At 70.7% G+C, this 23,582-nt stretch carries 27 protein-coding genes (1 of these 27 only partly in view); 23 read left to right on the top strand and 4 right to left on the bottom strand.

What is annotated here, in order from left to right; genetic code table 11:
• Both zwf and edd read right to left on the bottom strand, forming a co-directional pair.
• On the bottom strand, nt 1-386 hold the start of the coding sequence (gene zwf / locus ABMY26_RS06120; RefSeq protein ID WP_372394596.1) for a glucose-6-phosphate dehydrogenase. The gene continues 1,135 nt to the left of window position 1, outside the view; the window shows 386 of its 1,521 coding nt (coding positions 1-386); the start codon lies at nt 384-386; its stop codon lies beyond the left edge, outside the window.
• Between the two features lie 230 nt (nt 387-616).
• Complete coding sequence (gene edd / locus ABMY26_RS06115; RefSeq protein ID WP_372394595.1) at nt 617-2,479, bottom strand: phosphogluconate dehydratase; 1,863 nt, start codon at nt 2,477-2,479, stop codon at nt 617-619.
• Nucleotides 2,480-2,700: 221 nt separating this feature from the next.
• On the opposite strand from edd, the gene ABMY26_RS06110 reads away from it, so the two are divergent.
• The 8 genes from ABMY26_RS06110 (at nt 2,701) to pqqE (ending at nt 8,856) form a co-directional block, all read left to right on the top strand.
• Complete coding sequence (locus tag ABMY26_RS06110; RefSeq protein WP_372394594.1) at nt 2,701-3,630, top strand: SIS domain-containing protein; 930 nt, start codon at nt 2,701-2,703, stop codon at nt 3,628-3,630.
• A 419-nt stretch (nt 3,631-4,049) separates the two neighbouring features.
• Nucleotides 4,050-4,697, top strand: a complete 648-nt coding sequence (locus ABMY26_RS06105; RefSeq protein ID WP_372394593.1) for a response regulator — start codon at nt 4,050-4,052, stop codon at nt 4,695-4,697.
• A gap of 14 nt (nt 4,698-4,711) precedes the next feature.
• Nucleotides 4,712-5,290: a rhodanese-like domain-containing protein gene (locus tag ABMY26_RS06100; RefSeq protein WP_372394592.1), complete on the top strand. Its 579-nt coding sequence runs from the start codon at nt 4,712-4,714 to the stop codon at nt 5,288-5,290.
• A gap of 170 nt (nt 5,291-5,460) precedes the next feature.
• Nucleotides 5,461-5,541, top strand: coding sequence for a pyrroloquinoline quinone precursor peptide PqqA (gene pqqA, locus ABMY26_RS06095; protein ID WP_014249839.1), 81 nt, complete (start codon nt 5,461-5,463; stop codon nt 5,539-5,541).
• 160 nt (nt 5,542-5,701) lie between these two features.
• Nucleotides 5,702-6,634 (top strand): pyrroloquinoline quinone biosynthesis protein PqqB, encoded by a 933-nt coding sequence (pqqB, locus tag ABMY26_RS06090; protein WP_372394591.1) that lies wholly within the window; start codon nt 5,702-5,704, stop codon nt 6,632-6,634.
• A 2-nt stretch (nt 6,635-6,636) separates the two neighbouring features.
• Nucleotides 6,637-7,434, top strand: coding sequence for a pyrroloquinoline-quinone synthase PqqC (pqqC, locus tag ABMY26_RS06085; RefSeq protein WP_372395107.1), 798 nt, complete (start codon nt 6,637-6,639; stop codon nt 7,432-7,434).
• Nucleotides 7,431-7,727: a pyrroloquinoline quinone biosynthesis peptide chaperone PqqD gene (pqqD, locus tag ABMY26_RS06080; RefSeq protein WP_372394590.1), complete on the top strand. Its 297-nt coding sequence runs from the start codon at nt 7,431-7,433 to the stop codon at nt 7,725-7,727. The genes pqqC and pqqD overlap by 4 nt, the downstream gene beginning before the upstream one ends.
• Before the next feature lie 10 nt (nt 7,728-7,737).
• Nucleotides 7,738-8,856, top strand: a complete 1,119-nt coding sequence (gene pqqE, locus ABMY26_RS06075; RefSeq protein WP_372394589.1) for a pyrroloquinoline quinone biosynthesis protein PqqE — start codon at nt 7,738-7,740, stop codon at nt 8,854-8,856.
• Between the two features lie 15 nt (nt 8,857-8,871).
• On the opposite strand, the gene ABMY26_RS06070 is transcribed toward pqqE, so the two are convergent.
• The gene (locus ABMY26_RS06070) at nt 8,872-9,294 is read right to left on the bottom strand and encodes an Lrp/AsnC family transcriptional regulator (RefSeq protein ID WP_372395106.1); all 423 of its coding nucleotides are present in this window, start codon (nt 9,292-9,294) and stop codon (nt 8,872-8,874) included.
• Between the two features lie 124 nt (nt 9,295-9,418).
• On the opposite strand from ABMY26_RS06070, the gene ABMY26_RS06065 reads away from it, so the two are divergent.
• Nucleotides 9,419-9,979 (top strand): cysteine hydrolase family protein, encoded by a 561-nt coding sequence (locus tag ABMY26_RS06065; RefSeq protein ID WP_372394588.1) that lies wholly within the window; start codon nt 9,419-9,421, stop codon nt 9,977-9,979.
• 30 nt (nt 9,980-10,009) lie between these two features.
• Here ABMY26_RS06065 and ABMY26_RS06060 read toward each other — a convergent pair whose 3' ends face one another.
• On the bottom strand, nt 10,010-10,183 hold the full coding sequence (locus tag ABMY26_RS06060; protein ID WP_372394587.1) for a hypothetical protein: 174 nt from the start codon (nt 10,181-10,183) through the stop codon (nt 10,010-10,012).
• A gap of 206 nt (nt 10,184-10,389) precedes the next feature.
• Between ABMY26_RS06060 and ABMY26_RS06055 the strand changes: the two genes are divergently transcribed.
• The 14 genes from ABMY26_RS06055 (at nt 10,390) to ABMY26_RS05990 (ending at nt 23,570) form a co-directional block, all read left to right on the top strand.
• On the top strand, nt 10,390-11,346 hold the full coding sequence (locus tag ABMY26_RS06055; protein ID WP_372394586.1) for an ABC transporter substrate-binding protein: 957 nt from the start codon (nt 10,390-10,392) through the stop codon (nt 11,344-11,346).
• Nucleotides 11,347-11,355: 9 nt separating this feature from the next.
• Entirely contained in the window at nt 11,356-12,546 is a 1,191-nt protein-coding gene (locus ABMY26_RS06050) for an ABC transporter permease (protein WP_372394585.1), read from the top strand.
• Entirely contained in the window at nt 12,543-13,493 is a 951-nt protein-coding gene (locus tag ABMY26_RS06045) for an ABC transporter ATP-binding protein (RefSeq protein WP_372394584.1), read from the top strand. The genes ABMY26_RS06050 and ABMY26_RS06045 overlap by 4 nt, the downstream gene beginning before the upstream one ends.
• The gene (locus tag ABMY26_RS06040) at nt 13,490-14,254 is read left to right on the top strand and encodes an ABC transporter permease (protein WP_372394583.1); all 765 of its coding nucleotides are present in this window, start codon (nt 13,490-13,492) and stop codon (nt 14,252-14,254) included. Before ABMY26_RS06045 ends, ABMY26_RS06040 begins: the two co-directional genes overlap by 4 nt.
• Nucleotides 14,255-14,515: 261 nt before the next feature.
• On the top strand, nt 14,516-15,478 hold the full coding sequence (locus ABMY26_RS06035) for a thiamine pyrophosphate-dependent dehydrogenase E1 component subunit alpha (protein WP_372394582.1): 963 nt from the start codon (nt 14,516-14,518) through the stop codon (nt 15,476-15,478).
• Nucleotides 15,479-15,493: 15 nt separating this feature from the next.
• On the top strand, nt 15,494-16,456 hold the full coding sequence (locus ABMY26_RS06030) for an alpha-ketoacid dehydrogenase subunit beta (protein WP_372394581.1): 963 nt from the start codon (nt 15,494-15,496) through the stop codon (nt 16,454-16,456).
• A 36-nt stretch (nt 16,457-16,492) separates the two neighbouring features.
• Nucleotides 16,493-17,017, top strand: coding sequence for a cytochrome c (locus ABMY26_RS06025; protein ID WP_372394580.1), 525 nt, complete (start codon nt 16,493-16,495; stop codon nt 17,015-17,017).
• A gap of 140 nt (nt 17,018-17,157) precedes the next feature.
• Entirely contained in the window at nt 17,158-17,388 is a 231-nt protein-coding gene (locus tag ABMY26_RS06020) for a hypothetical protein (protein ID WP_372394579.1), read from the top strand.
• Between the two features lie 98 nt (nt 17,389-17,486).
• A complete protein-coding gene (locus ABMY26_RS06015; protein WP_372394578.1) occupies nt 17,487-19,610 on the top strand; it encodes a 3-hydroxyacyl-CoA dehydrogenase NAD-binding domain-containing protein in 2,124 nt (707 codons plus the stop codon).
• 161 nt (nt 19,611-19,771) lie between these two features.
• On the top strand, nt 19,772-20,293 hold the full coding sequence (locus ABMY26_RS06010; RefSeq protein WP_372394577.1) for a hypothetical protein: 522 nt from the start codon (nt 19,772-19,774) through the stop codon (nt 20,291-20,293).
• A 253-nt stretch (nt 20,294-20,546) separates the two neighbouring features.
• A complete protein-coding gene (locus tag ABMY26_RS06005; protein WP_372394576.1) occupies nt 20,547-21,233 on the top strand; it encodes a flagellar hook assembly protein FlgD in 687 nt (228 codons plus the stop codon).
• A 50-nt stretch (nt 21,234-21,283) separates the two neighbouring features.
• The gene (flgE, locus tag ABMY26_RS06000; RefSeq protein ID WP_372394575.1) at nt 21,284-22,579 is read left to right on the top strand and encodes a flagellar hook protein FlgE; all 1,296 of its coding nucleotides are present in this window, start codon (nt 21,284-21,286) and stop codon (nt 22,577-22,579) included.
• Between the two features lie 4 nt (nt 22,580-22,583).
• Nucleotides 22,584-22,892 (top strand): hypothetical protein, encoded by a 309-nt coding sequence (locus tag ABMY26_RS05995; RefSeq protein WP_372394574.1) that lies wholly within the window; start codon nt 22,584-22,586, stop codon nt 22,890-22,892.
• 108 nt (nt 22,893-23,000) lie between these two features.
• Nucleotides 23,001-23,570 carry a hypothetical protein gene (locus tag ABMY26_RS05990; RefSeq protein ID WP_372394573.1) on the top strand — a complete coding sequence of 190 codons (570 nt, stop codon included), beginning with the start codon at nt 23,001-23,003 and terminating at the stop codon, nt 23,568-23,570.
• The last annotated feature ends 12 nt before the right edge of the window (nt 23,571-23,582 follow it).

Below are 23,582 nucleotides of genomic sequence, written 5' to 3'. Positions count from 1 at the left end.
GCGAGGTAGAAGATCCGCACCGCCGGCTCGCGGCCGGCCGGGGGATGGTCGAGACGCCCGGCCAGCTCGTCCCAGCCTTCGTCGCTGGTGGCGTTGACCGGGACATAGTCGAGCCGCTCGAGGAAACGGGCGACCAGCGCCGGATCGCGTTCGTCGGCGGGAACATGCTCGGCGATCGCCTGCTCGGCCTTGGCGCGATAGTCGCCCGGCGACAGCGGGCTGCGCGAGACGCCGATGATGCGGCTGCCGTCGGCGACCTGCCCCGCCTTGTCGCGCAGATAGAGCGCCGGCAGCAGCTTGCGCAGGGCGAGGTCTCCGGTGCCGCCGAACACCGTGTAGTCGAAGGGAGGCAGGGCGGGTGCGACGGCGGAGCGGGAGTGCGACATCGGTCCTCTCAACGTCGGTGGCGCGGGGAGCGGGAGCCGCCCGCACATGATGGTGCCATAGGGGTGGGCCGGCCACAATGCAGGCCGGCCCGGCTGAACGGCCTGCCGTTCAGGCCTAAGCAGGCTTTCCGAACTCCGCCCACGAATGGGCGGGCTCGGAAAACCTGCAAAACCATAGAGTCCGCAGGTTTCTCCCGGCCGGGCCTGTGGCCCGATCTGGAGAAACCTGCTTAGTTGCCCGGTGCCAGCAGCCCGAGCACCGAGGCGCCGCTCTCCGCCGGGCCGGCGGCCCCGCGGAACAGGGCGAACAGCTCGCGGCCGCAGCCGTGCGAAGCGTCCTCGCTGGGCGGCGGGGGGGCGCCGCGGCCGTCCCACTCGGCGGCATCGACCAGGGCGTCGAGGGTGCCGGCCTCGGCATCCAGCCGCAGGACGTCGCCGTCGCGCACCCGGCCGAGCGGGCCGCCGGTCTTCACCTCCGGCGTGACGTGGATGGCGGCGGGCACCTTGCCGGACGCGCCGGACATGCGGCCGTCGGTCACCAGCGCGACCTTGAAGCCCTTGTCCTGCAGCACGCCCAGCGGCGGGGTCAGCTTGTGCAGCTCCGGCATGCCGTTGGCGCCGGGGCCCTGGTAGCGGACGACGACGATCACGTCGCGGTCGAGCTCGCCGGCGCGGAAGGCGGCCTGCACCCCCTCCTGAGTGTCGAAGACGCGGGCCGGAGCCTGGATGAGCCGGTGTTCCGGCTTCACCGCCGAGGTCTTGATGACGCCGCGTCCGAGATTGCCGGTCAGCACCCGCAGACCGCCCTCGGCCGCGAAGGGGGCCGCGGTGGTGGCGACCACCGCCGGGTCGCCGCTCCGGTCGGTGGCCGAGCGGGTCCAGGCCAGCGCCCCACCTTCGTCAAGGGCGGGCATGGCGCGGTAGGGCTCCAGCCCGCCCTCGCCCAACACGGTGGCGACGTCGGTGTGCAGCAGCCCGGCATCGATCAGCTGGCCGATGACGAAGGGCATCCCGCCTGCCTGGTGGAAGCGGTTCACGTCGGCGCTGCCGTTGGGGTAGACGCGGGCCAGCAGCGGCACCACCGCCGACAGCTCGGAGAAATCCTCCCAGTTCAGCTCGATGCCGGCGGCGGCGGCGATGGCCGGGATGTGCAGGGTGTGGTTGGTCGAGCCGCCGGTGGCCAGCAGCCCGACGATGCCGTTGACCAGGGCGCGCTCGTCGACGATGCGGCCGATCGGCGTCCCGGCGCCGGGACCGGTCATCGCCACCACCCGCCTGGCCGCGGCGTCGGTCAGCGCGTCGCGCAGCGGCGTGTTAGGGTTGACGAAGCTGGCGCCCGGCAGATGCAGGCCCATGATCTCCATCAGCATCTGGTTGGTGTTGGCGGTGCCGTAGAAGGTGCAGGTGCCGGGCGCATGGTAGGACTGGGACTCGGCGTCCAGCAGCTCCTCCCGCCCGACCTTGCCCTGGGCATAGAGCTGGCGCGCCTTGGCCTTGTCGGCGTTGGACAGGCCGGACGGCATCGGGCCGGCGGGAACGAAGACCGTCGGCAGATGGCCGAAGGCGAGCGAACCGATCACCAGGCCGGGCACGATCTTGTCGCAAATGCCCAGGCACAGCACGCCGTCGAAGGTGGCGTGGGACAGCGCCACGCCGGTGGCCAGCGCGATGACGTCGCGGCTGAACAGCGACAGCTCCATCCCCTCATAGCCCTGGGTGACGCCGTCGCACATCGCCGGCACGCCGCCCGCGACCTGGGCGACGCCGCCGGCTGCGCGCACGGACTCGCGGATCAGCGCGGGATAGCGCTCGTAGGGCTGGTGGGCCGACAGCATGTCGTTGTAGGCGGTGACGATGCCGATCGACGGCTCCTTCTCGCCACGCAGGGCCGCCTTGTCGTTCGCCCCGCAGGCGGCGAAGGCATGGGCGAGGTTGGCGCAGCCGAGGCGATGGCGGCGCGGCTTGCCCCCGGCGCTCTCCAGCCGGGCGAGATAGGCGGCGCGGCGGTCGCGGCTGCGCTCCGCGATTCGTTCGGTCACGCGGGCGACAACGGAATTCAGGGGAGCGGAATTCGACGTGGCTGGCTTGCTCATGATCGCATCTCGACCGTTTGTGGGAGGCGATGATTTCCGGAACGGACCATACGCCAGGGGGAGCGGGCTGTGAAGAAAAATTTCTTCTTATATGCGGCATATCCATCGGATGTCTCGCCTTTTCCGGCGATTTTCTTCATGATGGCGGGTGTATCGTCCGAACCCCGCCCTTCCCGGCCTCTCCAGCGGGCCGATGCCTCACAGGGAAGTAACCTTACGTCATGGCCGCCCCTGTCGACACCGCCATCAACGCTGCCGCGCCCCCGCCTCCCCCAATGGACATCGTGGACGGGATCCGCCGCCTGCGCGGCGAGTTGAAACGGTCGGAGGGGCAGATCGCCGATCTGGTGCTGGCCGACCCGCGCCGGGTGCTGGAGCTGAACGTCACGTCGCTGGCCCAGGCGGCGGAGGTGAGCGAGGCGACGGTGGTGCGGTTCTGCCGCAGCATCGGCTGCACCGGCTTTCCCGACTTCAAGCTGCGGCTGGCGGAATCCCGGGCCCGCGATGCGGTGCGCGGCGAGGTGCGCGGCGGCACCCCCTATGTCAGCCAGGACGTCGCGCCGGACGACGATGTCGGCACGCTGGCACGAAAAATTTTTTCATCGAGCGCAGCCGCGCTGACCGCCGCCGCCGCCGGCCTTGACGATGCGGCGCTGGATCGGGCGATCGCGCTGCTGGCGACCGCCCCGCGGGTGCTGTGCGTCGGCACCGGGGGATCGAGCGCGCTGGCGCAGGACGCGGCGCACAAGCTGCTGCGCTTCGGCGCCGATGCCCAGCCCTGCGCCGACCCGGTGCTGGCGCGCATGCTGCTGGCCAATCTGGGGGCCGGCGCCGTGCTGCTGGCCTTGTCCAACACCGGACGCAGCGGCACGATCAACGAGCTGGCCGCTGCGGCACGGGCGCAGGGCATCGCCGTGGTGGCGATCACCGCGCCGCATTCGCCGCTGGCCGCGATGGCGAGCGTGGTCGTCGCCAGCCAGCCGGTGGAGGATACCGAGATGTACACGCCGATGGCGTCGCGGCTGGTGCATCTGACGCTGATCGACGTGCTGTCCACCGGCGTGGCGCTGCGGCTGGGCGACCCGGCGGTGCGGCAGCTGGCGAAGGTGAAGGCGGCGATCAATGCCGGGCGGCTGCCGCCGCTGGCCTGAGCGGCAGCCAGGACCAACCATCGGGGCCGGCCGCCAGGACAGGTTGCCGCAAACGCCATCCGACCATCGACCAGCGGGAACGGAATGGCGGAGCCGCCGCAACGGGCGGTTCTTGTACCATCGTCGAATAATTAAGCGCACGAACGATTGCTATTCTCGACCGCAATCCGGCCCCACAATCTTCGACGCTCCGCCCCACCATGTTGCCCCACGCCCCCGCAGCGCCGCTCCACGCGAAGACCCGCCGATGCGGGCAAGCCGGGCCATACCCGATGGCGGTGCGACATGTTCGCGCACAAAACAATTTGTCAATACGCGTTGTTGCTCCCCGCCAAGCCCGTCTGACACAATGGCGGGGGACGCCTTCCACCATCCAGCCTCGTCCGCTCCACTGGGCGCTCCACAGGGAATCGCAGGCCATGACCCGGATCCTGATCGCCGATGACCATCCGATGGTGCGCGACGCCTTGCGCAGCGCGGTGCTTTATTCCTGCCAGGCCACCGACGTGATGGAGGCGGACCGGCTCGACACCGTCATGCAGGCGCTGGAGGAGCGCGGCGACCTCGACCTCGTGCTGCTGGACGTCAACATGCCCGGCATGAACGGGTTAGGCGGCCTGCGCGCCCTGCGCCAGCGCTTTCCCGCGACCCCCGTCGTCGTCGTCTCCGCCCATGAGGAACGGCGATGGGTCCGCGAGGCGATGGAAAGCGGCGCCGCCGGCTTCATCCCGAAATCGACCCCGCGCGACGCCATCGCCGCGGCGCTGCGCCAGGTTCTGAACGGCGAGCTGTATGTTCCGCCCCAGACCGGCGACGAGGGGGCCGGAGCCGTGGAGGATGCCGAGACCGCGGAGATCGCGCGCCGCATCGCCACCCTGACGGCCCAGCAGCTGCGGGTGCTGGAGTTGCTGGGCACCGGCAAGCTGAACAAGGAAATCGCCTTCGACCTCAGCATCACCGAAACGACGGTGAAGGCCCATGTGTCGGCCATCCTGCAGAAGCTGAAGGTCTACAGCCGCACCCAGGCGGTGGTGATCGCCAACCGCGTGCTGGCCGACCGGCGGTGAGCGTCCGGAGCCGGATGGCAGGCGCGGTTCTCCTCGGCCTCCTCCTCACCGCCGCTGCCCTGGCCGCCCCCGCCCATGCCGCCCCCGCCCATGCCGCCGGCGTGCCGCAGCCGGACGGCTACCGCATGTCCGACTACCGATCCCCCACGCCGGACGGCGTCGCAGGGGGCGAGACCGCCGACACCCCGGCCGTGCAGGCGCTGCTGGCGCAGGGCCGCGCCGTTCCGGTCTTCGTCCAGCGGCTGGAGCGCAGCACGCTGCCCGGCGGCCCCTGGCTGCAATCCAAGGCGTACAGGCAAATCCCCGGCAGCGTCTGGCTGCCCAATGTCGGGATGGGTGCGCCCGACCCGGCGACCCTGGCCTGGTTCGAATCGCAGCTGGAACGTCTGACCGGCGGCGACCGGAACCGCGATCTCCTGTTCTATTGTTTGTCGGATTGCTGGCTGTCGTGGAACGCCGCCAAGCGTGCGGTGTTGTTTGGGTATGCCCGGGTCCATTGGTACCCGACCGGCATCGACGGCTGGATGGAAGCCGGTCTGCCGACCGAGGAGGCGCATCCGCTGCCACCGCCTGCGGTTTCGCCTGCGCCCTGAGCATATCCCCTGGGCCTACCCCCTGGGCCGCCCCGAACCCTTGGGGGTAGCCGCGAAAAAGGGGAACGGATTGCACCATCGTAGCATGGCGGAAGTCCGCTCCGGATCTGTATCCTTCATCCCGCCAACCATCATGGTCAGCAACAGTCAGCAAGCAGGAGTATCACGCGATGAAGACCTGGCGCAAACCGAAGACCACCGAGATCGCCGTCGGCACCGAGATCAACGCCTACGCCTGCGCCGGCCTCTGAGCCGGACACCGGCCGGCGACGGCCGGTTCGGGAAGCCGGGGCGGGACGGCGCAAGCCCCCGTCCCCGGCGCCCCCGCTCCGATAGCGCGGCTTTCCGGACCGCGGCAGGACGATTTCCGGAGATGACGCCCGAACGATACGCCCGAGCGAAACGGTGGCCATGAAGATTCTCGTTCTCGGTTCGGCGGCCGGCGGGGGGTTCCCGCAATGGAACTGCGCCTGCGAGGGCTGCCGCCGCGCCCGCTCCGGCGATCCCGCGGCCCGGCCGCGCACCCAGTCGTCGCTGGCGGTGACGGCGGACGGGGAACGCTGGCTGCTGCTGAACGCCTCGCCCGATCTCGGCGCCCAGCTGCTCGCCAGCCCGCCGCTGCATCCCCAAGTCGGCCTGCGCGGCAACCCGATCGCCGCGGCGCTGCTGACCAATGCCGACATCGATCATGTCGCCGGCCTGCTGAGCTTGCGCGAATCCCACCCCTTCGCCGTCTATGCCACCCCGCGCGTCCATGGCGTGCTGGCCGCCAACAGCGTCTTCAACGTGCTGAACCCCGAGCTGGTCGCCCGCCGGCCGATGGCGCTCGGCGAGCCGTTCCAGCCCGCCGGGGCCGACGGCCGCCCGCTGGGGCTGGAGGTGGAGGCCTTCGCCGTGCCCGGCAAGGTGGCGCTCTATCTGGAGGACGTGTCGGCCGGCCCCGGCTTCGGCTCCGTCGCCGAGGACACGGTGGCGCTGCGCATCCGGCCGACGGACGGCTCCAGTGAGGGCTTCTTCTATGTCCCCGGCTGCGCCGGCATGCCCGGCTGGCTGGCCGACCGGCTGCACGGCGCCCCGCTGGTGCTGTTCGACGGCACCACCTGGACCGACGACGAGATGATCCGCAGCGGCACCGGCACCAAGACGGCGGCACGCATGGGCCATATGCCGATGTCGGGGCCGGCGGGCAGCATCGCCGCCTTCGCGCCGCTGCAGGTCGCCCGCAAGATCTACATCCACATCAACAACACCAACCCCGCCCTGCTGGAGGATTCGCCCGAGCGGGCGGAGGCCGAGGCGGCCGGCTGGCGCATCGCCCATGACGGGCTGGAGCTGACAGTATGACCATGTCCCCGACCGCCGCGCCCCTCCCCCGCGAGATGTCCCGCGACGACTTCCGCGACGCGCTCCATGCCATCGGCGAGCGGCAGTATCACGACCTCCATCCCTTCCACCAGCTGCTGCACGGCGGCAAGCTGAAGAAGGGGCAGATCCAGGCCTGGGCGCTCAACCGCTTCTATTACCAGGTGTCGATCCCGCGCAAGGATCTGACCATCATGTCCCGCATGGACGACCCGGCGCTGCGCCGGGCCTGGCTGCAGCGGGTGCTCGACCATGACGGGCTGACCCAGGCCGGCGAGCTGGACGAGACCAAGGTCGGCGGCATCGAGCGCTGGCTGCGGCTGACCGACGGGCTCGGGCTCGACCGCGACTATGTGAAGTCGCTGGAGGGCATCCTGCCCGCCACCCGTTTCGCGGTGGATGCCTATGTCCATTTCGTCCACGACCATTCGCTGCTGGAGGCGGTGGCCTCGTCGCTGACCGAGCTGTTCGCCCCGTCGATCCACCGCGAGCGCATCGCCGGCTTCGAGCGCAACTACGCCTTCGCCAACGACAGCACGCTCTCCTATTTCCGCAAGCGGCTGGACGAGGCGCCGCGCGACGTGGAATTCGGGCTCGACTATGTGCTGACCAACGCCCGCACCGCCGAGCAGCAGCAGCAGTGCCTGCGCGCCCTGCGCTTCAAGACCGAGCTGCTGTGGGCCCAGCTCGACGCGCTGCACCATGCCTATGTCACCCCCAACCTGATCCCGCCCGGCGCCTTCGTGCCGGAGGACATGGACCCGACGCGGTACAGCCGGTGAACGCGATCCCGCCCCGCATCGGCGAAAGCGACCGGCTGCGGCTGGCGCCCGGCGTCATGCTGCGCAACGACCGCCGCCGCAGCCAATGGATGCTGATGGCGCCGGAACGGCTGCTGGTGCTGGACGAGATGGCGCTGGCGGTGGTGCGGGCCTGCGTGGGGCCGGAGGGTGCCGAGGTCGCCGCCGGCATCGACCGGCTGACGGCGGAATACGACGCGCCGCGCGCCGAGGTCGCCGCCGACGTGCTGGAGCTGCTGACCGACCTGCGCAACAAGGGCTATGTCGTCACATGAGGTGCGTCCCATGAGCTGCGCCCTGCCTGCCTTCGCCGCCGCGACCGATGCCGAACCGGCACCGCCCTTCGCCGTGCTGATGGAGCTGACGCACCGCTGCCCGCTGCGCTGTCCCTACTGCTCGAACCCGGTGGCGCTCGACCCCGCCAGCGCCGAGCTGGACACCGCGACCTGGAAGCGCGTGCTGGAGGAGGCGGCCGACGCCGGCGCGCTCCAGGTCCATTTCTCCGGCGGCGAGCCCTGCGTCCGCAAGGATCTGGAGGAGCTGGTCGCCCATGCGACCGAGGCCGGGCTCTACAGCAACCTGATCACCTCGGCCGTGCTGCTCGATGCGGCACGGCTGGAGCGGTTGCAGCGCGCCGGGCTCCAGCATGTGCAGATCAGCCTGCAGGATGCCGAGGCGGCGGGCGCCGACCGGGTCGGCGGCTTCAAGGGCGGCCATGCGAAGAAGCTGGAGGTCGCGCGGGCGGTGGTGCGGCAGGGGCTGGCGCTGACCATCAATGCCGTGCTGCACCGCCACAACATCGACCGGGTGAACGACGTCATCGACCTGGCGATGGATCTCGGCGCCGGGCGGATCGAGATCGCCAACGTCCAGTATTACGGCTGGGCGCTGGCCAACCGCGCGGCGCTGATGCCGTCGCGCGAGCAGCTACTGGCGATGGATGCCGCGGTGCGCCGCCGCCTGCCGGAGCTGGCCGGGCGGATCGTGGTGGATTACGTGGTGCCCGACTATTACGCCCGCCGGCCGAAAAGCTGCATGGGCGGCTGGGCGCGGCGCTTCATGAACGTCACGCCGCGCGGCCGCGTCCTGCCCTGCCATGCGGCGGAGACGATCCCGGGCATGGAGTTCGAGACCGTCCACGACCGCAGCCTGTCGGAGATCTGGCGCGACGGCCCGGCCTTCGCCCGCTACCGCGGCACCGCCTGGATGCCGGATCCCTGCCGCTCCTGCGAGCACAAGGAGGAGGATTGGGGCGGCTGCCGCTGCCAGGCGCTGGCGCTGGCCGGCAGCGCCGACGCCACCGACCCGGTGTGCGAGCTGTCCCCCGCCCATGCCGAGGTCGCGAGCGTGCGCGACCGCGACGCCGCCGCACTCGGCACCGGCTGGACCTATCGGGGGCTGTGACCCCACCTCATCCGGTCAGCCGAGATGACGGTCCAGCACCATCAGCGTCGTGACCTCCGCCACCTCCGGCAGCGCGACGATGGCGGCGCGGACCGCCTCGATGGCGCGGACGTCGGCGCCCTCCGCCCGGATCACCATGTCGATGGCGCCGGCCACCGAATGGAGCGAGACGATCCCGGGAATGCGCCGCAGCTTGGGGACGAGCTGGACGCAGGTCCGGCCCGGCTGGTGGCGCAGCAGGAAATGGGCGCAGGCGCCCGCCGGCCGGTCCTCTCCCTCGACGACGGTGAAGCCGCGGACGATACCCGCCCTCACCAGCCGGTCGAGCCGTTCCTGGGTCGCGCTGCGCGACAGGCCGATGTCGCGGGCCAGCGCCACCAGCGTCCGGCGCGCGTCCTTGCGCAGGGCAGCCAGAAGCAACCGGTCCTTATCGTCCATCACGCCGTCCATTCCCCTCTCCCCGAGCCGCCGGCGGAATGCCGGCCGCTCCGGCATCATGCCGGGCTGCAACCGGCAGCCATTCGGGGGAAGAGGACCATGGACGATTTGAATGGAGCTTCCAATGCGCCTTTTTCCCCAGGCAACGCTTCTGCTTGCCGTCGACATGCAGCGCGCCTTCGACGAGCCGCGCTGGCCGCGCCGCTGGAACCGCAACGCCGACCGCAACGGGCTGAGGCTGCTGGATGCCTGGCGGCGGACGGCGCGGCCCATCTTCCATGTGCATCATGATTCGGCCGAGCCCGCCTCCACCCTGCGCCCCGGCCAGCCGGGCCACCGCTTCCGCGAGGGCTTCGAGCCGCAGGACGGCGAAGGGACGGTGGGCAAGATCGTCAATTCCGCCTTCATCGGCACCGACCTCGACATCCGCCTGCGCCGCCTCGGCATCGAGGAACTGGTGGTGTTCGGCATTTCGACCGACATGTGCGTCTCGACCACCATCCGGACCGGCGCCAACATGGGCTGGCGGATCACGCTGGCCGCCGACGCCTGCGACTGCTTCGACCTGCCGGACGGACAGGGCGGCACGATCCCGGCCGAACAGATCCATGCCGCCCATGTGGCGACGCTGGGCTTCGAGTTCTGCGAGGCCGCGACCACCGACGGCATCGTCGCCCGGCTGTGACGATGCCCGCACCTGATGCCCGCCGGCCGGTCAGTCGTGGCCGGAGCCGCCCTTCCTGCCGCCGCCGTCCTGCTTGTTGACGGTGGCCCAGGCCCGGCTTTCGGCCTCGTCCGCGGAGAGGCCGCGCTTTTCGTAGCTCTCCTCGATATGCTCGGCCTTGCGCTTCTGCTTGTCGGTGTATTTGGACTTGTCGCCCTGGGACATCGTGGCCTCCCCTGTTGCACTCGCCTTGAAACGGCGGCGGCCGGCGCGATGTTCCCTGCCGAACCGCCAGGGAAATAGCCGGAAAGTCCTATCCGGGACCGGAGAGACGAAAAGCGCGGCTTGCCGCGGGCCGGGCGGTGACCCATCCTTTCCCCCAAGCTGGGCCGCATCGTCGCGGCCAAACCGTGCATCGGGGGGATTCCGGGGTGTTCACACTGTTCGACAAGGGCCGCGCCATGCTGGGCGCGGCGGCTCTGGCGCTGGCGCTGATGGCGGGACCGATGGCGGGACCGATGGCCGGAACGGCGCAGGCCGCCGATGCGGTCCGCGTCGGCTCCAAGCTGGATGCGGAAAGCGGGCTGCTCGGCACCATGATCCTGCAGATGCTGCAGGCCAACGGCATCCCGACGGAAAACAAGATCCAGCTCGGCCCGACCAAGATCGTGCGCGGCGCACTGCTGTCGGGCGAGATCGACATCTATCCCGAATACACCGGGAACGGCGCCTTCTTCTTCAACATCGACAGCGATCCGGTGTGGAAGAATGCCGGCGCCGGCTATGAGAAGGTCCGGCAGCTCGACCAGGAGAAGAACGGCATCGTCTGGCTGAAGCCGGCGCCGGCCAACAACACCTGGGCGCTGGCGGTGCGCCGCGACGTGGCCGACGCCAACAAACTGAAGACCATGGAGGATTTCGCCAAGTGGGTTTCCGGCGGCGGCAAGGCCAAGGTCGCGGCCTCGGCCGAGTTCGTGGAAAGCCCGGCGGCCCTGCCCTCCTTCCAGCAGACCTACGGCTTCACCCTGCGGCCGGAACAGATGCTGGTGCTGGCCGGCGGCGACACCGCCGCGACCATCCGTGCGGCGGCCGAAGCCACCTCGGGCGTCAACACCGCCATGGTCTACGGCACCGACGGCGCCATCGCGGCGCTCGACCTCGTCGTGCTGGCCGACACCAAGGGCGCCCAGATGGTCTATGAGCCGGCGCCGACCGCCCGCGCCGCGGTGCTGACGGCCAACCCGAAGATCGCCGACCTGCTGGGTCCGGTCTTCGCCAGCCTCGACGCCGCGACCCTGCGGACGCTCAACGCCAAAATCTCGGTGGACGGGCAGGACCAGAAGCAGGTCGCCACCGACTATCTGAAGTCCAAGGGCTTCCTGAAGTAAGCGGAAGACGTGAGCGCCCCCCACCGTTTCGCCCTGCACAACCGCGTCGCCCTGCTGATGGTGCTCGTCGCAGCGGTGGCTGCCGCGGCGTTGCCCTTCCTTGGCTTCGCGCCCAACCGGCTGCTGTCCGGACGGCCGGTTGGGCTGTGGGCGGCCGTGCAGGGGATCGACGGAGCGGCGGTCCTGCTGTCCGGGCTGATCCTGCTGGCGACGCCAGTCCTGCGCCCGACCCGCGCCGGGCTCGGCCTGACCGTCACGGCGGGCGCCCTGCTCGCCGTTTCCCTGCTCTGGCTGGCGGGGGAGCATGCGGCGCGGCTGGCGGACGGCGCGTCGGCGTCGGCCCGGACCTCCTTCGCCTCGGGCTTCTGGGTGATGGCGGCCGCCGGGCTGCTGGTCGCGATGGACGCCGCCCGCCGGATCCGCATGGGCGCGGTCGGCCGGCTGGCGGTGGGCGGAGCGGTCGCCGGGCTGGTCGCGCTTCAACTGGCGTCCGGCCATCTCGACGCCCTGTCGATCCTGAAGGAATACGCCAACCGGCGCGACGTGTTCGCCGACGCCGTGCTGCGCCATGCCATGCTGGTGGCGGCGGCGCTGGTGCCGACCCTGCTGGTCGGCGTGCCGCTGGGCGTCGCCGCCCACCGCGTCGCCGCCGTCGGGCGCGCGGTGTTCCCGGTTCTCAACGTGGTGCAGACGGTGCCGTCCATCGCATTGTTCGGACTGCTGATGGCGCCGCTGGCCGCGCTCGGCGCCCTGCTGCCGGGCTGGGGGATCGGCGGGGTCGGGCCGCTGCCGGCGGTGATCGCGCTGACGCTCTATTCGCTGCTGCCGATCGTCCGCAACACCGCGGTCGGGCTGGACGGCGTGCCGGCCCCGGTGCGCGAGGCGGCGCGCGGCATGGGGCTGACCCCGCGCCAGATCTTCCTGCGCGTCGACCTGCCGCTGGCCCTGCCGGTCTTCCTGTCCGGCCTGCGCATCACGGTGGTGCAGGCGGTGGGGCTGGCGGCGGTCGCGGCGCTGATCGGCGCCGGCGGGCTGGGGGCGATCATGTTCCAGGGGCTGTTCGCCAACGCGCTGGACCTCGTGCTGCTGGGAGCCGTTCCCGTCATCCTGCTGGCGGTGGCCGCCGACGCCCTGCTGTCCATCGGCATCGCCGCCGCCACCAGCCATATCGGCCTGCTGCCGGGAAGGACTGCGTCATGATCGAATTCGAGCGCGTCACCAAGCGCTTCGGCTCCTGGACCGCCGTCGAGTCCGTCTCCTTCACCGTGGCGGAGGGGGAGTTCCGGGTGCTGATCGGCCCCTCCGGCTCCGGCAAGTCGACGGTGCTGCGCATGATCAACCGGCTGATCCCGGCCGACGAGGGCGCCATCCGCATCGACGGCGAGGACATCGCCGCGCTGCAGCCGGAGGAGCTGCGCCGCCGCATGGGCTACGTCATCCAGTCGGTCGGGCTGTTCCCGCACTGGACGGTGGAGCGCAACATCGCCACCGTGCCCGCCCTGCTGGGCTGGCCGAAGGCGCGCATCCGCGACCGGGTGACCGACCTGCTGGAGCTGCTGAACCTCGACCCGCGCCGCTACCGCGGGGCCTACCCGCACCAGCTGTCCGGCGGGCAGCAGCAGCGCGTCGGCGTCGCCCGCGCGCTGGCGGCGGAGCCGCGCATCCTGCTGATGGACGAGCCGTTCAGCGCGCTCGACCCCATCACCCGCGCCAGCCTGCAGACCGAGCTGTCGGCGATCCACCGCCGCACCGGCACCACCGTCGTGTTCGTCACCCACGACATGGACGAGGCCTTGCGGCTGGGCGACAGCATCGCGGTGATGGACCATGGCCGGCTGGTCCAGTGCGCCCCCCCGCTCGACATCCTGACCCATCCGGCCAGCCAGCTGGTGCGCGATCTCGTCGGGCGCGAGGAATGGGGGCTGAAGCGGCTGGCGGTGGAGACGGCCGGCGACCGCGCCCGCCCGCAGGAAACCCTGGGCGGCGAACCGCTGGCGAGCGCCACCCCGCTGCACCGCGCCCTGTCGGAGATGGTGGCCCGCGGCACCGAACGGCTGCCGGTGGTGGACGGAGACGGCCGGCCGGCCGGGGTGCTGCACCTGTCCGACCTCGTCCGTCCCGGGCCCGGCCCCGGCGGGTACCCATGAGCGCGTCCATCCCCGGGACCATGGCCCCGCGCCAGCTTCTGACCGACCGGCTGATGCTCGGGCTGGCGCTGCTGGTGGCGCTGGTGCTGGGCATGCCGTCGCTGAAGCCGCTGTTCGCGACGCTCTATCCCGGCCTCGACCGCCCGCTCTACGAGGCCGAGAGCTTCGTCCGGCTGACGCTGGACCATATGGCGCTGGTCGGGCTGTCCAGCCTTGCCGCCGTGCTGCTGGGCGGTGGGGCCGGCATCGCCGTGACGCGGCCCTGGGGGCGGGAGTTCCGCGGCCTGCTGGAGACGGTCGCCACCATGGGCCAGACCTTCCCGCCGGTGGCGGTGCTGGCGCTGGCGGTGCCGGTGATGGGGTTCGGCCCGGAACCGGCGCTGATCGCGCTGACGCTCTACGCCCTGCTGCCGGTGGTGGAGAACACGCTGGCCGGGCTGGACGGCGTCTCCCCCGCCGTGCTGGACTCAGCCCGCGGCCTGGGCATGGGACCGCTGGAGATGCTGTTCCGGGTCGAGCTGCCGCTGGCCGCGCCGGTGATCCTGGCGGGGGTGCGCACCGCCGTCATCATCAATGTCGGCACCGCGGCCATCGCCTCCACCGTCGGGGCCAAGACCCTCGGCCTGCCGATCATCGTCGGGCTGAACGGCTCGAACCAGGCCTATGTCATCCAGGGCGCGCTGATCGTCGCCGCGCTCGCGGTGGTGATCGATGCCGGCTTCGACCGGCTGGCGCGGTGGCTGGCGCGCTGGTCGCAATGATGAAAAGACACGAACTATCGGATAATTATCCGGCAAGAGACGGTTAGTATTCTTTTTGCATTCCGGCACGAAATAGTCAGTACCGGAACCATGATTAGTATGCTTATGGTCGATTCCGAACACGAGGCCGTTCGGAACCGAGCATCGCCGCATGCCCCCTCCCCAGCCCTCCCCACCTTCGGAGGGAGAGGGGGCAGCAGGATGCCGCAAAGACTGAACCCAGCATCCGAGCGGTCCCCATTTTTCAGGGAGACCATCGCCATGACCAGCCTGCCGCCACCCCTGGATCCCGTCCAGGCCCTGGAACGCATGATGCTGATCCGCGCCTATGAAGAGACGCTGATCGACCTGCACGGACGCGGGCGCGCCGCCGGCACCTGCACCGCCGTCGGGCAGGAGGCGCCGGCCGTCGGCGTGGTGTCCGCCCTGACCGCCGACGACCTGATCCTGACCAACCACCGCAGCGCCGGCCACCTGCTGGCCCGCGGCGCCGATCCCGGCCGCATGCTGGCCGAGGTGATGGGCAAGCGCGACGGCTATTGCGGCGGCAAGAGCGGGTCGCTGCACATCTCGGCCAGGGATCTCGGCGTGGTGCTGACCTCCACCATCGTCGGCGGCGAGCTGGCGCTGGCGACCGGCGTCGGGCTGTCCCGCAGCATGCTGGGCAAGCCGGGCATCGTCGCCTGCTTCTTCGGCGACGGCGCGGCCTGCCAGGGGCGCTTCCAGGAATCGCTTAACCTCGCCGCGGTGTGGGCGCTGCCGATCCTCTATGTCTGCGAGAACAACCAGTGGCAGGCCTTCGTCCACCGCAAGGAGACGATGATGGCCGACGGCATCGCCGGTCAGGCGGCGGCGCTGGGGGTGGAGAGCGCGGCGGTCGACGGCAACGACCCGCTGGCGGTGTTCGACGCCGCCCGTTCGGCCGTCGACGCCATCCGCCGGACCGGCAAGCCCTTCCTGCTGGAGGCGATGACCTACCGCCTGCGCGGCCATTTCGAGCCGGACGACCAGTCCTATGTCGACGGCGCGGAACTGGCGCACTGGCGCGAGCGCGACCCGATCCTCCGCCTGCGCAGCCGGCTGGAGCGCGACGGCGGCCTGACCGCCGAAGGGACCGCAGCCATCGAGGGCCGTGTCCGCGCCGCCATGGAGGCCGCGGCGGCCTTCGCCGACGCCAGCCCCTATCCCGGCCCCGATGCGCTGACCAGCGACGTCTACGCCTGACCGGAGAAAGCCATCATGAGCACCATGACCGTCAACGACGCGATCTCCGCCGCGCTGGCCGAGGAGATGCGCCGCGATCCGACCGTGATGATCTTCGGCGAAGGCGTGGCGACCAAGCGCCGCGACCTGCTGGAGGAATTCGGGGCTGCGCGCGTCCGCAACACCCCGCTGGCCGAAGGGATCATCGCCGGCACCGCCGCCGGGGCCGCCGCGACCGGCCTGCGCCCGGTGGTGGACCTGCTGTTCGCGCCCTTCCTCTGCTATGCGATGGACGAGATCGTCAACAGCGCCGGCAAGCTGCGCTTCATCTCCGGCGGGCAGTTCAGCTTCCCCATGGTGGTGCTGGCGATGACCGGCGCCGGCTGGGGCGTCGGCGCCCAGCACAACCACAATATCGAGAGCTGGTTCGTCCACAGCCCCGGCCTGAAGATCGTCATGCCCTCCACCCCCGCCGACTTCAAGGGGCTGATGAAGGCGGCGATCCGCGACGACAACCCGGTCCTGGTCTTCGCCGACATCGCGCTCGGCTACAGCGCCGGCGAGGTGGCGGAGGAGGTGGACGCCATCCCGCTGGGCAAGGCGGCGGTGCGGCGCGAGGGCCGCGACGTGACGCTGGTGTCCTACGCCAAGACGGTGGGCACCTGCATGGCCGCCGCCGACGATCTCGCCGCAACCGGGATCGATGCCGAGGTGATCGACCTGCGCAGCCTGAAGCCGCTCGACGAGGACGCCATCCTGCGCTCCGTCGCCAAGACCGGCCGGCTGGTCGTGGTCCATGAGGCGAGCCGCCTGTGCGGCGTCGGCGCGGAGGTCGCGGCGCTGGTCGCCGAAAAGGCCTTCCCGTCCCTGCGGGCGCCCGTCCTGCGGCTGACCGGCCCGGATGCGCCGGCCCCGGCGAGCTTCCCGCTGGAAAGCGCCTTCGTGCCGCAGGCCGACGCGGTCGCCACGGCGGCACGGTCGCTGATGGGCAACGCCTGACCCCGACAAACAGCCATTCGTTCGGAGCACTCTTCCATGATCCGCCAGACCATCGCCGCCCTGCTTCTCTCCGCCGCCGTCTCCATCCCGGCGGCCATCCCGTCCGCCATGCCCGCCAGTGCGGACGGCACCGCCAAGGACGCGGTCGCCCGCGGCAAATATCTCGTCACCGTCATCAGCTGCGGCGACTGCCACACCCCCGGCCATCTGCTGGGCAAGCCCGACATGGCGCGCATGCTGGGCGGGTCCGACGTCGGCTTCGAGATCCCCGGCCTCGGCGTCTTCCACGGCTCCAACCTGACGCCGGACATGGAAACCGGGATCGGCGGCTGGACCGAGGAGCAGATCGTCACCGCCATCCGCACCGGCAAGCGGCCGGACGGGCGGATGCTGGCGCCGTCCATGCCCTGGATGTCCTTCGCCGCGCTCAGCGACGAGGACGCCCACGCGATCGCCAGCTACCTGAAGACGCTGCCCCCGGTCGCCAACAAGGTCCCCGGCCCCTTCGGCGCCACCGACAAGCCGACCGGCCTCGTCATGCGGATCTCTGCACCGCAGTGACGCCGCAATGACGCCGGGAAGGCGCCACCGGCCTCGGGGGGCATTCGGGCCACCCCGGGCAGCGGGATGAACCCCGGGGGCCGCGGCGCCGTTGTCCGGTGTGGCGCCACCCCCGGCGCCACACCGCCCGAGGCCCGACGATGCTGCAACTGAATCCGCCGCTTCCCCTGGAAACCCCCAAAGGGCCGGCGCTCGCCCATTTCGTCATCGACTATGGGCCGGAGCATGATCTGTGCTGGGTCTGCTTCCAGGACGAAACCGGCGAGTGCTGGACGTGGCGCAACCCGGACGTCCGCGCGCCGAAGAACATCACCATGGGCCGCCGCACCGACACGGCACGCCGAAAGGCCGACCTGAGGGTGGCGGAATAGCCCTGCCGCCCGCCGGACCCCCCTTCCTCCGGATCGTCTGCTAGAGTGGCCGCCCGCGGGCCGGCCGGCCCGGATTGCAGGCTTTTCGGAGACCATCGATGCCGTCGCCGTCCCAGAGCGAGGCGGTTCCCGCCGCACCCGTCCACTATGCGCGCCGGGGTCGCGTCGGTGTCATCACCGTCGACAACCCGCCGGTGAACGCGCTTGGCCATGGCGTGCGCAGCGGGCTGGCGGCGGCGCTGGCGGCAGGGCTCGACGATGCGGACGCCGACATGCTGCTGCTGGTCTGCGCCGGCCGCGGCTTCATGGCCGGGGCCGACATCCGGGAGTTCGGCAAGCCGTCGGCCCCGCCGACCCTGCCGGAACTGGTCGCCCGCTTCGATGCCGCAACCAAGCCGGTGATCGCCGTCCTCCACGGTAGCGCGCTCGGCGGCGGGCTGGAGCTGGCGCTGGCCTGTCATGTCCGCGTCGCGCTGACGGGGGCGAGGCTCGGCCTGCCGGAGGTCAAGCTGGGCCTGCTGCCCGGGGCCGGCGGGACGCAGCGGTTGCCGCGGCTGGTCGGTGCCGCCAAGGCGCTCGACCTGATCCTGTCGGGCGAGCCGGTCGGCGCGGAGGAGGCGCTGGCGCTCGGCCTCGTCGATGCGGTGGAAGAGCGCGGCTCGCCGCTGGAGGCCGGCCTGCGCGCCGCCGGGCGGCTGGCGGCGGAGAACCGGAGCCCGCTGCCGGTCAGCGCCCGGACCGACCGCCTCGCCGAGACCGATGCGGCCCTGTTCATCGAACGCCGGGCGGAGCTGGCAAGGCGCCTGCCGCATCTGGTCTCGCCCCATCGGATCGTCGATGCCGTCGAGGCCGCCGTCACCCTGCCCTTCGCCAACGGCATCGCGCGCGAACGGGCGCTGTTCCAGGACTGCATGGACTCGCCCCAGCGCGCCGGCCTGATCCACGCCTTCTTCGCGGAACGCGAGGTGGCGAAGGTGCCCGGCCTGCCCGCCGGCACGCCGGCACGCGACATCCGCGAGGCCGGTGTGGTCGGGGCCGGCACCATGGGCGGCGGCATCGCCATGTGCTTCGCCAATGCCGGCATCCCGGTGACGCTGCTGGACCTGTCGCAGGAGGCGCTGGACCGCGGCATCGCCACCATCCGCACCGCCTACGAGGCCAGCGCCGGCAAGGGCCGGCTGACCCTCGCGCAGGTCGGGGAGCGGATGGCGCTCATCCGCCCGGCCCTGTCCCACGACAGCCTCGCCGATGCCGATCTGGTGGTGGAAGCCGTGTTCGAGAGCCTGGAGGTCAAGCAGGCCGTCTTCCGCAAGCTGGATAGCGTCTGCAAGCCGGGCGCTATCCTCGCCACCAACAGCTCGACGCTGGACGTGGACGCCATCGCCGCGGCGACCGGCCGGCCGCAGGACGTGCTGGGCCTGCATTTCTTCAGCCCGGCCACGATCATGCGCCTGCTCGAGGTGGTCCGCGGCGCCCAAACCTCCGACACCGTGCTGGCCACGGCGATGGCGCTGGCCCGCCGGATCGGCAAGGTCGGGGTGGCGGTCGGCGTCTGCGACGGCTTCGTCGGCAACCGCATCCTGCGCCAGCGCGGACGCGAGGCGATGGCGCTGGTCGAGGCCGGGGCCAGTCCCGAACAGGTCGACCGCGTGCTGACCGGGTTCGGCTTCCCGCTCGGCCATTTCGCGATGACCGACCTCGCCGGCATCGATGTCGGCTGGCGCATCCGCGAGGAGCGCCGCAAGGCCGGCGACCCGGAGGCCGAGGCGCCCGACTGGCTGGATGTGCTGGCCGAACGCGGCCGCTACGGCCAGAAGACCGGGGCCGGCGTCTATCGCTACGAGCCCGGCAGCCGCAAGCCGCTCCCCGACCCGGAGCTGGCGGCGCTGATCGCCGCGGATCGCAGCCGCCGCGGCATCGCGCCGCGCCCTGTCGGCGACGACGAGGTGCGGGACCGCTGCCTCTATGTTATGGTGAACGAAGCGGCGAAGATCCTGGAAGAAGGCATCGCCGCCCGCCCGGTCGACATCGACGCCATCTGGCTGCACGGCTACGGCTTCCCGTCCTGGCGCGGCGGGCTGCTGTTCTGGGCCGAGCGCGAGGGCCTGGGCCGGATCGCTGCAGCGGTCCAGCGTTACCAGCGCGACATCGGCGGCCCGCAATGGTGTCCGTCGGCTTTGCTGCTGAAATGTGCCGCGGCCGGACGGCCGATCGGATGCTGAAACCGGAATGCGGGTTACAGCCCCGAAACTCGTTTCCTATACGGATTGTTAGGAATCTAGCCTATATTCTTCCGACAGAGCCGCCCCGCCGGCCCTGACCGGCCCCGAAGCCGGACGGGGGCGACAGGGGACGGAGCCGGGTCAAGGACAAGGGGAAGACCATGAAGGACATCACCGTCGCAGCCACCGACTGGGGTCTCCACGCCGTTGCCTGCACCGGCCTTCGCCACGCCGCCCCCACCGCATGGCTCGGCACTCTGCGCAACGCGCTGTCCGGTGCCGGTGCCGGTGCCGGCCGCAGCCTGTTCCTCGATCTGCGGGAGGTCGGCGGCTCCCCCCTGCCCGCCTCCCATCTCGGGGCGCTGGCGTCGGTCCTGGCCCTGGCCGGGTCCAGCGCGGTGCTGGTGTCGGACCTGCAACTCGGCCACGCGCTGTGCGATGCGGTCCGCCGCAGCGGCGGCGCGGCCGGGGAAACGGCGGGACTGCGCATCCTGCCGTCGGAAGGCCGCGACCGCGTCGCCATCGCCGCCGCCTACCAGTGGCTGCTGAACCGGCGCGAGCCGGCCGATGCCCTGCGGACCGGCGACCGCCCCGCGGTTATCTCCTTCCCCGCTCCCACCGGCCAAAGCGTCGCCGTTCCGGTCTCCTCCCCCGTTCAGGCCGGTTTGCGCCGCGCTTCGTAACCGCTTTCCTCCGCTGTCATCGTCGTCTCCACTGCCTCGTCGCCCCGGCCGGATCCCCCTCCAGCCGGGGCTTTTTATGTCCGCGCTTCTTTTCCGAAAAATCTGCGCCAGCTTTCGCCCGCCGTTCCGTGGATAGCCACAGAACGATTGGGGCGGCGCCTGCCTGCCGCCCATCCCAGAACGACACCGGCCTGAACCGCCGCGGGATCCCGTCCGGATTCCGCGAACGGGCCGCGATTGGGTGGAGAAGGCGATGCTGGTGGATTCGGTCAGTTCCACGTCCTCGACGACCACGACGTCCTCCTCGTCATCGAGCAGTTCGTCGTCGAGTGTGAGCGACAGTTACGAAACATTCCTGACATTGCTGCTGAAGCAGCTGGAAGTCCAGGATCCCACCAATCCGGTGGACACCACCACCTTCACCACCCAGATCGTCCAGCTCTCTTCGCTGGAACAGCAGATGTCGACCAACGACAAGCTGGACGAGCTGAACAGCACGGTGTCGGAGCTCTCCAGCTCCACGCTCGGCTCCGGCAGCAGCGCCATCAGCTACTACGGCAAGACCGTCGAGGCCGAAGGGGCCACCACCCCGCTGCAGGACGGCGAGGCGACCTGGGAATACGACATGGATACGGCCGCCTCCTCGGTGAAGCTGACCATCACCGATTCCAGCGGCAAAACCGTCTACAGCGACACCAGCTCCTCCACCGCCGCCGGCACCCATGAAGTGACCTGGGACGGCGTCGGCACCGACGGGCAGAGCTACAGCAGCGGCACCTACACGCTGAGCGTGACCGCGCTCGACGCCAGCGGCAAGGCCATCGACACCACCACGCGCTTCAAGGGCACGGTGACCTCGGTCGACAGCTCGTCCGGCACCGCGGTCCTCAGCGTCGGCGGCGTCAGCGTGTCGGCCGACGACGTCCTGTCGGTGTCCTGACCCTTCCCTCCCCCGCCTTATCCCCGGAATTCCAGACGACAGGTGCAGCGATGAGCATCACCAGCGCCATGTACAGCGCCACCTCCGGGCTGACCGCCCAGAGCAAGGCGCTCGCCAGCATCTCCAGCAACATCGCCAACACCAGCACCACCGGCTTCAAGGGCACGGTCACCGAGTTCACCTCCTACATCAACAAGACGACCACGGTCGACGAGCAGGTCGGCGGCGTCATCGCGTCGAACACCCGCAACATCAACAGCCAGGGCGAGATCCAGACCTCCAGCGTCACCACCAACCTGGCGGTGAACGGCGAGGGTTTCTTCGTGGTGTCGAACGAGACGGCGGACGGCGGAACCTACTTCACCCGCAACGGCTCCTTCAGCGCCGATTCCGACGGGTATCTGGTGAATTCGGAGGATTACTACCTCTATGGCTGGAAGCTGGCCGACGACGGCACGGTCGGCGCCAGCAACAAGACCTCGGTCGACAGCCTGGAGGCGATCAACCTCTCCAACATCAAGGGCACGCCCAAGGCGACCACGACGGAGAGTCTCGAAGCCAACCTGCCGTCCGATGCCGAGACCGGCGACGACTTCACCACCGACATCGAGATGTTCGACGCGCTGGGCAACAGCCATTCGGTGACGCTGACCTGGACCAAGACCGGCGACAACAGCTGGTCGCTCGATGCCGCAGACCCGGTCAGTTCGTCGGACAGCACCGCTACCACCGGCACGATCTCCGGCTTCCCGATCGAAATCACCTTCAACAGCGACGGATCGCTGGCCGGCGCCACCCAGAACGGCACGACGGTCGATCCGTCGGCGATCTCCTACTCGGTCAGCGGCTGGACCACCGGCGCCAGCGACAGCACCGTCTCGCTCGACCTCGGCACCGCCGACGGCACCGACGGACTGACGCAATACGCATCCGGCGAAAGCGATCCCGACATCGGCGACTGGACCGCGAACCAGAACGGCTACGAGCCGGGCACCCTGACCGGAACCACCATCGACGGCAGCGGCGTGGTGCGCGCCACCTTCGACAATGGCGAGACGCGGGCGATCTACCAGATCCCGATCGCCACCTTCGCCAACGCCGACGGGCTGGACAGCGAGAGCGGCACCACCTTCACCCAGACCTACGAATCCGGCAATTACCAGCTGCGCACCGCCGGCGACGGCAAGGCCGGCGACATCGAGGCCGGGTCGCTGGAAAGCTCCACCGTCGAGCTGACCGACGAGTTCAGCCGGATGATCGTCGCCCAGCAGGCCTATTCCGCCGCGTCCAAGGTGATGACGACGGCACAGGACATGCTGGACACGCTGATCTCGATGAAGCGGTGACGCCATGCGGCGCCATGCATCCCCACCATCCCCGCCGGCCACCCCGCCATCCGCTCCATCGCCGGCGGAGAACCAGTCCCTCGCCGCCGCCGACGCCCTGTTGCTGGACCACCGGCGGCTGGTCGCACAGGCCCGGTCGCTGCTGGCCCGGCCCAGCACGCGAAACGAAAGGCTGGCGCTGGCCGACGACCTGATTGCGCTGATCGACCGGCTCGGCGCGGAAAAACGCGCGTTCGCCCTGCGCATCAACCGCGGCCGGACCGCCAATGCGGCGGTCAGCGCCTATGGCCGCGCCATGGCGACCAAGCGGTAGGCCCGAAAGCCGCCGCGCCGCAAAAATCCGCGCCAGCTTTCCCTCCACCCGCCGTGAAACCTGGCATCCAAATCCCGGGCAAATCCCGGCAACCCCCGGAGCAACGCCATGGCGCTCAAGCAGACCCTGCGCAAGCCGGCCCCCCCAAAGCCGGCGCCGAAACCGGCCCCGAAAAAGGTGGGAACGCTGGTGGCGGCCGTGGCGACCGCCGATCCGGCCCCCCAATCGATCTTCCTGCGCGTCGATGCGGTCGAGGTGCTGGAAGGCTTCGTCGCCGACCTCGACCGCGCCGCGGCACGGGCGGAAACGGCGGTGCGCGAAGGCCGGCCGCGCGACGCGCTGCTGGCGGCGGGCGACATGCAGACGCTGCTGATGGCCTGGAAGGACCGGCTTGCCGACGCCCTGTCCCAGGTCCGCAGCAAGCGCGTCGCCCCCGGCGTGCGCAGCGCCGCCAAGGCCGCCGCCGAGCAGGTGCTGCCGACGCTGGCTGCCCGCATGCGGGTGATCGAGGCGCAGATCAAGGTCCACCGCGCCCGGCAGAGCGCCATCGGCGCCGCGCTGCGCGCCGCCTCCACCGCGCCGGCCGGCGTCTATGGCGTCGCCTGCGGCCCGGGTGCGCGCTATGGCGCACGGGTGGCGATGCGCACCACCGGCCATGCCGTCGGCCTGACGGTCTGAACGAACCACGGC

It is taken from the genome of Azospirillum sp. HJ39, from assembly GCF_041507355.1.
Classification (GTDB): domain Bacteria; phylum Pseudomonadota; class Alphaproteobacteria; order Azospirillales; family Azospirillaceae; genus Azospirillum; species Azospirillum thiophilum.
This window is presented reverse-complemented; position numbering and strand designations above follow the sequence as displayed.